The following is an 11,802-nucleotide window of genomic DNA, read 5'->3' as shown; positions in this document are numbered from 1 at the left end:
GCGCCATGGCGCTTCATGAGGGTCATATTGCCGAGATGAAGACCGGCGAGGGCAAGACGCTCGTCTCCACCTTGTCCGGCTACCTCAACGCTATCGCCGGCAAGGGCGTGCATGTCGTTACCGTCAACGATTACCTGGCAAAGCGCGACTCCGAGTGGATGGGCCGCATCTACAAGTACCTGGGCATGACCGTCGGTCTGCTCCAGAACAACATGCCGCTCGAGCTCAAGCGTCCGGCCTACCAGGCAGACGTCACCTATGGCACCAACTCCGAGTTCGGTTTCGACTACCTGCGCGACAACATGGTCACCCGTCCCGAGCAGCGCGTGCAGCGCGGTCACAACTACGCCATCGTCGACGAGGTCGACTCCATCCTGATCGATGAGGCCAGGACGCCGCTCATTATCTCGGGCGCCGGCACTAAGTCCGCCAGCACCTACAAGGACTTCGCGCGCGCCGTGCGCGGCCTGGAGCGCGGTGAGGACGTGTCGCACGACATGCTCACCGCCACCGAGGACGTTGAACCCACGGGCGACTACGTCATGGACGAGGCCAAGCACACCATCGCCGCCACCGAGCGCGGTCTTAAGAAGATCGAGCGCCGCCTGGGTATCGATGACATCTATGCCGATCTCTCCGGCCAGCTGGTCAACCACCTGCAGCAGGCGCTGAAGGCCCAGTACATGTTCCACCGCGATAAGCAGTACGTGGTCACCAACGGCGAGGTCAAGATCGTCGACGAGTTCACCGGCCGCATCATGGAGGGCCGCCGCTATTCTGAGGGCCTGCACCAGGCCATCGAGGCCAAAGAGGGCGTGCTCGTACGCGAGGAGAACCAGACCCTGGCCACCATCACCCTGCAGAACTACTTCCGTCTGTATGACAAGCTTTCCGGTATGACCGGCACGGCACTTACCGAGGATGCCGAGTTCCGCGAGATCTACAAGCTGCCCGTCGAGGTCATCCCCTCCAACAAGCCAGTGCAGCGCGTGGACCACGAGGACCTGGTGTACCGCACCATTCAGGCCAAGTACAACGCCGTTGCCGACGACGTCGAGCGTCGTCACGCCAAGGGCCAACCGGTCCTGGTGGGCACCGTCTCCATCGAGAGCTCCGAGAAGCTGTCCGCCGCCCTTACCAAGCGCGGCATCGCACACGAGGTCCTCAACGCCAAGCATCACGAGCGCGAGGCCCATATCGTTGCCCAGGCCGGACGCTACGGCGCCGTGACCATCGCTACTAACATGGCCGGTCGTGGTACCGACATCCTGCTGGGCGGCAACCCCGACGAGCTGGTGCGCGAGCGCCTGGAGTACGAGGGCCTGACCATGGAGGACGTGACGCCCGAGCAGCTCGAGCAGTTTAACGCCGAGGCCAAGGAGACTTGCAAGGCCGAGCGCGAGCGCGTGCTTGCCGCCGGCGGCCTGACCGTTATCGGTACCGAGCGCCATGAGTCCCGCCGTATCGACAACCAGCTGCGTGGCCGTTCCGGCCGTCAGGGCGATCCGGGCGAGACCCAGTTCTACTTGTCGCTCGAGGACGACCTTATGCGCCTGTTCGGTGGCGACAAGATGGACCGCGTCTCCAAGATGATGGTCACGGCCGACATGGGCGACGACATGCCCATCCAGCACAAGATCATCTCCAAGGCCGTCGAGAGCGCCCAGCACAAGGTCGAGAGCATCAACTTCTCCATGCGTAAGAGCGTCCTTGAGTACGACGACGTCATGAACAAGCAGCGCCAGGTCATCTACGCCGAGCGCAATAAGATTCTGGACGGCAAGGACCTGACCGACCACATCACCGAGGTCATGCACGATACCGTCTACCGTTGCGTGCAGGAGTTCTGCACCAAGGACAGTCACGATGGTGAGCGCGACCTGGAGGGCCTGCGCAAGTGGGTTGTGGAGCTCACCGGCCACATCGATACGCCGAAGTTCCCCGACGAGGACTTTGAAGCCCTGGCTGCCGATGTCTTGGCCTATGTTGAGAAGTGCTACAACATGAAGGCCGAGCGTCTGGGCGAGGACCTGATGCGCGAGCTCAACACCCAGGTCATGCTGCGCGTCATCGATACCCGCTGGATGAACTACCTGCAGGAGATGGACTACCTCAAGACCGGCATCGGCCTGCGCGGCTTTGGCCAGCGCGACCCGCTGGTTGAGTACAAGACCGAGGCCTACGGCGCGTTCCAGATACTCGTCGATACCATGTATGAGGATTACCTGCGCACGGTTCTGCGCATCGAGATCAAGGCTGCCCCGCGTGCCGTGGAGCACAAGGAGGAGCCCGCGCTCGAGGGTGCGCGCTTCTCCGGTCCTGCCGAGGTCGATGGTGACAATGGCGACTCGGTGCTGCGCAAGCAGGCGCAGGTGCAGGCCCGCACGGCTGTCCAGGGTGGTCCGGCTGCCGTCAACAACGGTGGCAAGGTGACCACCTATCGCAAGTCCGAGAGCGACGATCCGTACGTCAACGTGGGCCGCAACGACCCGTGCCCCTGCGGTAGCGGCAAGAAGTTTAAGTACTGCCACGGCAGGAATCGTTAATGGCTGAGGCTTTAGAGGTAACGCCCGCCGAGCTGGACGCGTTCGCGGACCGGCTCGGCGAGGTCGAGTCGTATCTCCACCTGGACGAAAAGCGCACGCGCGTGACCGAGCTCGAGGCCAAAAGTGTTGCCCCTGGCTTTTGGGATGACGCCGACGCCGCCCGTGCCACCATGGAGGAGATCGCGCGTACCAAGGAAGATATCGCTGCCGTGGACACCGCGCGCGGCGAGCTTTCCGATGCCCGCGCCGCGCTGGAGCTTGCCGAGGAGATGGGGGATGACCCCGACGCCGTCGCCCTTCGCGAGGAGGCTACAGCCACGGCTGAGCGCCTGGCCCGGGCCATCGATGAGCTTGAGCTTTCGAGCTGGTTTACCGGTGAGTTCGATCACGGCGATGCCATTGTGACCATCAAGCCCGGACAGGGTGGTCTGGAGGCCCAGGACTGGACCTTCATGCTCTTTAAGATGTACATGAAGTACTGCCAGCGTCGCGGCTGGAAGGTCACCATCAACGACTGTCCCGCAGCCGAGGTCATCGGCATCGACCGCGCGACCTTTACCGTCGAGGGCAAGGACGCATTTGGCATGCTGCGCGCCGAGGCCGGCGTCCACCGCTTGGTTCGCATTAGCCCCACCGACGACAAGAAGCGCCGCCAGACCACGTTTGCCGGCGTCGAGGTCATCCCCGTGCTACCCGATGATATCGACATCGAGATCAGTCCCGATGACATCCGCGTGGACGTGTACCACGCGAGCGGCCCGGGCGGTCAGGGCGTCAACACCACCGACTCCGCCGTGCGCGTGACGCATTTCCCCAGCGGCACTGTGGTCACCTGCCAAAACGAGCGCAGCCAGATCCAGAACAAGGCCGCGTGCATGCAGATCCTCAAGGCTCGCCTGTACGAGATTGAGCTCGAGAAGCGTGCCGAGGCGCTCGATGAGATTCGCGGACCCAAGACCACGATTGGTTTTGGCAACCAGATCCGCAGCTACGTGCTCTACCCGTACCAGATGGTCAAGGACCTACGCACGGGCGTGGAGACCAGCAATGTCGAGGCCGTTCTTGACGATGGCGACCTGGACCCGTTTGTTATTGGCTACCATCGCTGGGCCACCGGCAACGCCGATGCAGAAGGCTCGGAGGTCTAAAACATCGGGCGGCTTCAAGCCGATGCCAAGCCCAACGGTTGGACGGGTTTGTATCCAGAATAAACCCTGCGCAGGGGTGGTTTTTGTTCGGCGAATCGTTAGAATCGAATACAAGAAGAAGTTCAAAGCGCATCCGTTTGGGTGCGCTTTTTTGAGGGAGGCAGCATGGCATATCGTCTGGACATCAAGCGCATTCTTTCGATGAACTTCTTTCACGACCTGCCCCAGATCATGTTGGGGTGTGCCTTGGCCGCCATCGCGACCGACCTGTTTTTGATTCCCAACGGTCTTGCCGCCGGTGGCGTTACGGGCCTTGCGACTATTATCCAGGCGGTCGGCGCGGCGCGAGGCGTGTCGCTTCCCGTCGGTATCCAGACCATCGTGATGAATGCCTTGCTGCTGCTGGTCGTTATGCGCGAGGGCGGCATGTTCTACGTGGTGCAGACCGCGACGGGCTTTGTGCTTCTGGGCTTCTTTACCGATCTGTTCGCCCCGTTTGTAGCACCTCTGGCGGATGCGGACCTGATGCTTCCCGCTATGTGGGGCGGCATTATTACGGGCATCGGTTACGGCATGGTGTTGCGCGCCGGCGCCAACACCGGCGGCTCGGACACGATTGGCCAAATCATCTCGCGTAACACCTCGCTGCCGGTGGGCTCGACCGTCATGGCGATCGATGTTGCTGTATGCGCGCTGTCGGCTCCGGTCTTTTCAATCGAAAACGCACTATATGCAGGCCTTTCGATGGTCATTAGCGGCTACGTGATCGATGCCGTGGTCGATGGTGGCAACAAACGCCGTATGGTACTCATCATCTCGGACAAGTTCCCTGATATCGCTGCCGATATCATGTATGGCCTGGGTCGTGGTTGTACCAAGTTTAAGGCGACTGGCATGTATTCGGGTGCCGAGAAGCCGGTGATTATGGTCATCGTGAGCCGTCGAGAGCTCAATACCCTCAAGACGATCGTGCGCGAGCGCGATCCTCACGCCATTGTGACGGTCGCTGACGTTACGGAAGCCTTCGGCGAGGGATTCAAGGACATTAGCGCGTAGGGTCGACTGCGTTCCATCCAAAAGACGTTCACATTGATAAACCGTTTCATCAGCGGTTCTGCCTGCTAAATTGTTCAAATAATGATAAAAACTCTGGTAAAGCCATCAGTTTCCAGCATAATGAATGACGTACGTGCATTGCGGCTGTGTTGGGATTACCTTCGGTGCCGTGCGCATTTTGTCTAATGAGGATGAAAGGAAGGCACAATGAGCGACGAAGAGCTCAAAAAGGTTGCCAACGAGGTAAGGAAGGGCATCGTCACCGGCGTGCACGCTGCCAAGTCCGGCCATCCGGGCGGTTCGCTCGGCGCTGCCGACATCATGACCTATCTGTACTTTGAGGAAATGAACGTCGACCCGGCCGATCCCCGCAAGGCCGATCGCGACCGTTTTGTGCTCTCCAAGGGCCATTGCGCTCCGGGCCTGTACGCCGTGCTCGCCGAGCGCGGATTCTTCCCCAAGGAGGATCTCGAGACGCTGCGCCATATCGGCAGCCACCTGCAGGGCCACCCCAACATGAATGACACCCCGGGCGTCGACATGTCCACCGGCTCGCTCGGCCAGGGCATCTCCGCCGCCGTGGGTATGGCCGTTGCCGCCAAGCACTGGGGCGATACTTACCGCACGTACGCCCTGCTGGGCGATGGCGAGAGCGAGGAGGGCCAGGTCTGGGAGGCCGCCATGTTTGCCGGCAACCAGCAGCTCGATAACCTCTGCGTGATCGTCGACCACAACGGCCTGCAGATCGACGGCCCCGTCGAGGAGGTCAACGACCCCATGCCGCTCGCCGACAAGTTCCGCGCGTTCAAGTTCCACGTGGTGGAGCTCGCCGACGGCAACGACTTCGACCAGATCCGCGCCGCCTTTGCCGAGGCTCGCGCCACCAAGGGGCAGCCGACCGCCATTATCGCCGAGACCCTGAAGGGCAAGGGCGTGTCCTTTATGGAGAACCAGGTTGGTTGGCACGGCAAGGCCCCCAACGATGAACAGTTTGAGCAGGCCATGGCAGAGCTCACGGCCGCCGGAGAGGAGCTCTAGGATGGCAGACGTCAAGAAAATCGCCACGCGCGTAAGCTACGGCGAGGCCCTCGTCGAGCTCGCCAACGAGCACGATGACTTTGTGGTCCTCGACGCCGACCTGGCCGCCGCCACGCAGACCGGTAAGTTTAAGGCCGCCTGCCCCGATCGTTTCTTCGATGTGGGCATTGCCGAGAGCAACCTGATGGGCGTCGCCGCCGGTATCGCGACCACCGGCCGCGTTGCCTTCGCGAGCAGCTTTGCCATGTTTGCCGCCGGCCGCGCTTTTGAGCAGGTCCGTAACTCCATCGGCTACCCGCACCTCAACGTTAAGATCGGTGCCACGCACGCCGGCATCTCGGTGGGCGAGGATGGCGCCACGCACCAGTGCTGCGAGGATATCGCCCTGATGCGCGTCATCCCTGGCATGACCGTGATCGTTCCCGCCGACGACGTCGAGGCCCGCGCGGTGACGCGCGCCGCCTACGAGTGCGACGGTCCGGTGTACATGCGCTTCGCCCGTCTGGCCTCGCCGGTTATCAACGACCCCGAGACCTACAAGTTCGAGTTGGGCAAGGGCATTGTCATGCGCGAGGGCGCCGATGTGACCATCATCGCCTGCGGTCTGATGGTCGGCGAGGCCCTCGAGGCCGCCGAGCAGCTCGCTGCCGAGGGCATCGACGCCGAGGTCATCAACATGCACACCATCAAGCCCATCGATGCCGACCTGATCGTCAAGAGCGCCACCAAGACCGGCCACGTCGTGACCGTCGAGGAGCACTCTGTGATCGGTGGCCTGGGCAGCGCCGTTGCCGACGTCCTGTGCGAGCAGTGCCCGACGCCGCTCAAGAAGATCGGCGTCAACGACACCTTCGGTGAGTCTGGCCCGGGTGCCGAGCTCTTGCACAAGTATGGCCTGGACGCCGCCAACATCGTGGCGACCACCAAGGAGTTCTTGGCATAAGGCAAGGCGGATCTCAAGGACTGCTTCGCCAGAACTATAAAACTGTTTCGCCATTACTATGGAAACCCGGCAGGGGCGCTCTCTTGGAGAGCGCCCCTGTTTCAGTTGCGGTGAAATAAGGACTGTTTTGCCAGCTTAAAGGCTCAACAGCCCCTATTTCACCGCAACTCATGAAGACGCCCCTCAAGCACGGTCCCATCAGGGAAAAGGGCATATATCGGCAAAGTGCAATTCAGACCCTTCCAACTTTGTATATGCAGCACCCCAAGATAAACGCGGCGGCCCCTTAGTAGCCGCAGGCCGGGCACAGGGTTACCTCCCAAATTTTTCCGCAGGACGGAGGAGCCCCCGCAGCGCGAAGCGCGCAGCGGGGGCTCCGACATGTCCGAGGACGATTTGGAGAGTAACCCTGTGCCCGGCCGACGGGATCCCTAAGCACGCCATGCTTCTTATGTGCAGCAAAGCTAATACTGCTAAAATACAAAGCGCTCATGTAGTTTAAACGCACGACGATAAGGAGCACCAGTGGGTAACCACTTCCGTACCTCCGGTGCGGGCGATGATGCCCCCAAGACGCAGGCAGGCGTCCAGGGCAGTCGTTTCGCCACTCCGGATTCAGAGGGCCAGCCTGTTGCTCAGGCCCCCGCTCAGCCGGCAGATCAGGCACAGCCGGCATCCGATCCCTTTGCCTACAATCCAACCAGCGATGTCGCGCTTTCCGGCACGGTGGGTTTTGAGCCCGTTCAGGCCGTGACCGCTCGCGTGGAGCAGCCTCAGGCTGGTGCCGCCATGCCGCAGCCTACCATGGCCGGCATTCCCGACCCCTTGGCCCCTGCGACGCCGGCTCCTCAGCCTGCGCAGTCCGGTCTCTTTGCCGCTATTCCCGACCCCACGCAGCCTGCTGCCTCGGTGGTCGAGAGCGATCAGGCAGCCGAGGTCGCAAGCCTCGATAACGCGCTCAACAACCCCGATTTTACGTCGGTGTTTGCGCCCATCGATCCGCAGGCCAGCCGCAAGAAGATGGCCAAGCAGGCCGGTGTCGAGCCCGTCATCCTTATGGAGCATGTCACCAAGATCTATCCGGCACAGCCCAACAAGCCTGCACTCGACGACATCAACATCGAGATCTATCCGGGCGAGTTCGTCTTCCTGGTCGGTCACTCCGGCTCGGGTAAGACCACGCTGCTGTCGACGCTCAACCGTGACGTCAAGCCGACGAGCGGCCGCATCCTGGTTGCCGGTCAGGACCTCATGAAGATCAAGAACCGCAAGGTTCCGTTCCTGCGCCGCCAGATTGGCGCCGTGTTCCAGGACTTTAAGCTTCTGCCGCAAAAGACCGCCTACGAAAACGTGGCGTTTGCCCTGCAGTGCATCGGCAAGCCCAAGGGCGTCATTCGCAGCCAGGTGCCCGAGGTGCTGCGTCTGGTCGGCCTGGCTGATCAGATGGACTCGCTGCCCGACCAGCTTTCCGGTGGCGAGCAGCAGCGCGTTGCCGTCGCCCGCGCTATGGTCAACCGTCCGCCGCTGCTGATCTGCGACGAGCCCACGGGCAACCTCGACCCGGCGATCTCGCTGGGCATCATGAAGCTGCTTGAGCGTATTAACCGCACCGGCACCACCGTGATCGTCGCCACGCACGACCGCGAGATGGTCGATAGCATGCACCGTCGCGTGATCGCCCTCGAGGGCGGCCACGTCATCCGCGACCAGGAGAGGGGAGGTTACGGCAACTATGGCACCAACTAACGTGGGCTACTCCTTCAAAGAGGCAATCAGCCACTTCTTCCGTAACTGGACTACCTCGCTCGGCGCCGTCATCACGATCTTCCTTTCGCTGTTTATCATCGGCCTGTTCATCATGGGCTCCGCGATGCTGAACTCCGTGATCGGCACCGTCGAGGATCAGGTTGTCATCAACGCGTTCATTAGTGATGACGCTGATCAGGCCGATGTTCAGGCTTTTGAGGCCGAGCTTAAGACGTGGAATAACGTCAAGTCCGTGACCTATAAGGACAAGGACGACGCGCTGGCCGAGTATACGAGCAAGATGTCGGGCAACGCCGACGCCACCATGAGCGCGCTCGATGGCCAGAACCCGCTGCCGGCTTCCTTCGCTATTGAGATGGACGATCCGTCCAAGGTCGAGAGCACGGCAGAGAAGCTCAAGAAGGATGCCGATTTCCAGAAGATCGCGGATGACGGCGACGTCAACGCGAGCGTGCTGTACGGCCAGGAGGAAGTGAGCCGCCTGTTCCAGGTGACCAACTACATCCGCATCGCCGCCGTGGTGCTCGTTGGCCTTCTGACCTTTATCGCATTCATCTTCATCAACAACACGATTCGCCTGTCCATCACGGCGCGTCGTCGTGAGATTGCGATTATGCGTCTGGTCGGCGCCAGCAACGGCTTCATTCGCGGCCCGTTTATCACCGAGGGCGTGCTGCAGGCCATTTTGGGCTCGCTGCTTTCCATCGGCGTTCTGGAGCTGCTGCGCAATTTGATGATTCCGCGTCTGCAGGAGAGTATCGGCTGGATGTCGTTTGCCCTGCCGATGCAGTATTACCTGGTGACCTATGCTGCGCTGATTCTGGTCGGCGTGATTATCGGTCTCTTTGGTTCTGCCATAGCCATGCGCCGCTACCTGCGCGTGTAGGCATGCCTGGAATTCATCCCTTCCAACGGGTCGTCTCTTATGGGGCGGCCCGTTTTTTGATTCCTAGGGGACGGCAGGAAAGCGAATCATTTGGGTAGACTCTTTGGAGTTCGCAATCGATAGTTAGGAGGCGCCATGGGGCGCAATAACAAGCATAAGCGTGGAGCTCGAAATAAGCGCGGGCCGGTGCGCAGCGAACGCCGTCCGAGCCTGACCGGGCGCGTGCAGCTCCATGAGCACAGTGCCTATGTCATAACCGAGAATGGCGACTACAAGGTCATGGGCCGCGGTAAGCGTGAGATCATGGACGGCGATACCGTTGCCGTGAGCATTAAGAATAGCCCGCATGGCGAGCGTCGCGCTGTGATCGAAGGCGTGGTTGAGCGCGCAGCCATAAGCGTGGTGGGCACGTACCAGACCGCCGGTCCGCTCGGTGTGATCGAGCCGCTCGATTCGCGTCTGAAGGCCGACTTCTTCATTCTGCCCGAGGATACCTCGGCGGATCGTCTGGGCGTCCACCCGGGTGATGCTGTTGTCGCGCGCATTTTGACCTACCCGACGCGCCTGGAATCGGGTACCGTGACGATCGAACGCCGCATCGGCGGAGATGACGCGCCCGATTTGGGTGTTCAATATGTGATGGCGCGTTACGGCTATACCGATAGCTATCCCGAGGCCGCGCTGGGCGAGGCCGAGGGGCTTTCGCTCGATGTGTCCGCGGCGCTTAAGGACCCGCTCCGCCGCGATCTGCGCGACCGCTTTGTCATCACGATCGACCCAGTCGACGCGCGCGACTTTGACGATGCCATTTCGTTGGAGCGCACGCCTGAGGGTGGCTACAAGCTGGGTGTGCATATCGCCGACGTTTCACACTATGTGGCTTGGGACGGGCATATCGATCTTGAGGCTCGTCATCGTACGACATCGGTGTATCTGGCCGATCGCGTGCTTCCCATGCTGCCCGAACGCCTGTCCAATGACCTGTGCTCGCTTCGCCCTGACGAGGACCGCCTGGCGTTTACCGTCGATATCGAGCTCGATGCGCAGGGCCGCGTGCGGCATTACGATCCGTACCCCAGCGTGATTCGCTCGCGTGTGCGTATGGACTATGACGGCGCCGAGGCGCTGCTGGTGCGTGCCGGCGCGGTTGAGTATTCGGTGTTGGAGGGTGCGGCCGAGGATGTTGCGGCTGCCGAGACCTCGCGCGAGGAAGCGCTTGAGCGCGGTCTTGCGTGCGAGGAGGCCGCCCGCGGCTACAACGTCGACCTCTGCGATTTCCTTGTTGCCGCTAACGAACTCGCCGAACTTCGCCGTCGTATTCGTCGCGCCCGCGGCTCAGTCGATTTTGACACGGCCGAGATTCGCGCTCTATTGGATAAGGACGGAGTACCCGTGCAGATTGTGGCGCGTGAGCGTTCGTGTGCCACGTCGCTTATCGAGGAGGCCATGCTGCTCGCCAACGAGTGCGTTGCAGAGTGGCTGGCAGACCGTGATATCGAGGCCTGCTATCGCGTGCATGAGGATCCGAGCCCCGATAGCCTGCACGGTGCCGCCGTTGCGCTGGCGCAGTTAGGCATCATCGACGATCGCCGTGCTGCCGGTATTGCCCTGGGGAGCCCCGATGAGCTGCAGGCTGCAGTTGATGCTGCCGCCGGTACGGCCAACGCACCGCTCGTTAACACGCTGCTTCTGCGCAGCATGCAGCGCGCGCTGTACAAGCCGCGCAACGAGGGCCACTTTGCGCTCGCCGCGCCGTGCTACTGTCACTTTACGAGTCCCATCCGTCGCTACCCCGATCTGGTGGTGCACCGCGTGCTCAAACTGCAGTTGGCCTATGAGCAGCTCGGCGGCAAGGACGCCTTGGTCCGTACGCTGCGGCTGATCGGCAAGGGGCGCGAGTCGCTGCCGCGCATTCTGCCGCAGATCTGCCGCGCATGCAGCGATGCCGAGCGCGCGGCAGATGCCGCCAGCCATGCGACGCAAAAGATCAAGATTGCCCAGTACTATGAGGACCGTCTGGGCGAGCGCTATGCCGGAACCGTCTCGTGGGTTAGCAGCATGGGCCTTTTTGTGCGCTTGGACCTAACGCAGGTCGAAGGCTTGGTTTCGATCAAGAGTCTGGGCAACGAGTGGTTCGAGTTCGACGAGGACGCGCTCACGCTCACAGGTGCCGATACGGGCACCCGTTACGAGCTGGGGCAGCGCGTGATTATCGAGGTCTCGCGCGTCAATACCACGCGTGGGCACTTGGACTTTAAGCTTATCCATTAGCCAAATCCCGACTCATGGTGGGGGAGCGGAGGGCGGCCTTTCGGGACCGCCCTTCGCATTTGAATCGTGGCTACCTTGCCGTCTGCTCGGCCGCCCGCTTACCTGCTATTTGAGAGGTAAAACCTACCAAAATAAACCTGTCCCTTT

The 11,802-nt window shown here is 61.5% G+C and carries 8 protein-coding genes; all 8 read left to right on the top strand.

The genetic code is table 11. The features are described from left to right. Window positions 1-2,546: preprotein translocase subunit SecA (secA, locus tag AB5Z54_RS00450; protein ID WP_368159642.1), on the top strand; the 2,546-nt coding region annotated here is incomplete at its 5' end. After that, the gene (prfB, locus tag AB5Z54_RS00445; protein ID WP_349091267.1) at window positions 2,546-3,694 is read left to right on the top strand and encodes a peptide chain release factor 2; all 1,149 of its coding nucleotides are present in this window, start codon (window positions 2,546-2,548) and stop codon (window positions 3,692-3,694) included. The genes secA and prfB, both read left to right, overlap by 1 nt. A 165-nt stretch (window positions 3,695-3,859) precedes the next feature. Further along, complete coding sequence (locus tag AB5Z54_RS00440) at window positions 3,860-4,750, top strand: YitT family protein (RefSeq protein WP_006235307.1); 891 nt, start codon at window positions 3,860-3,862, stop codon at window positions 4,748-4,750. A gap of 207 nt (window positions 4,751-4,957) precedes the next feature. After that, entirely contained in the window at window positions 4,958-5,788 is an 831-nt protein-coding gene (locus AB5Z54_RS00435; protein WP_035137416.1) for a transketolase, read from the top strand. 1 nt (window position 5,789) lies between these two features. Then, on the top strand, window positions 5,790-6,731 hold the full coding sequence (locus tag AB5Z54_RS00430) for a transketolase family protein (protein ID WP_055251857.1): 942 nt from the start codon (window positions 5,790-5,792) through the stop codon (window positions 6,729-6,731). Window positions 6,732-7,256: 525 nt separating this feature from the next. Next, the gene (ftsE, locus tag AB5Z54_RS00425) at window positions 7,257-8,477 is read left to right on the top strand and encodes a cell division ATP-binding protein FtsE (RefSeq protein ID WP_368159639.1); all 1,221 of its coding nucleotides are present in this window, start codon (window positions 7,257-7,259) and stop codon (window positions 8,475-8,477) included. Next, window positions 8,464-9,384: a permease-like cell division protein FtsX gene (ftsX, locus tag AB5Z54_RS00420; RefSeq protein WP_006235311.1), complete on the top strand. Its 921-nt coding sequence runs from the start codon at window positions 8,464-8,466 to the stop codon at window positions 9,382-9,384. The genes ftsE and ftsX overlap by 14 nt, the downstream gene beginning before the upstream one ends. Before the next feature lie 135 nt (window positions 9,385-9,519). Further along, window positions 9,520-11,655, top strand: a complete 2,136-nt coding sequence (locus AB5Z54_RS00415) for a ribonuclease R family protein (RefSeq protein WP_346979659.1) — start codon at window positions 9,520-9,522, stop codon at window positions 11,653-11,655. Window positions 11,656-11,802 lie beyond the last annotated feature (147 nt).

This window comes from Collinsella aerofaciens (assembly GCF_040910185.1).
GTDB classification, from domain to species: domain Bacteria; phylum Actinomycetota; class Coriobacteriia; order Coriobacteriales; family Coriobacteriaceae; genus Collinsella; species Collinsella aerofaciens_BF.
The sequence above is the reverse complement of the archived record's forward strand: the minus strand, read 5'-3'. Positions and strand labels throughout refer to the sequence as shown.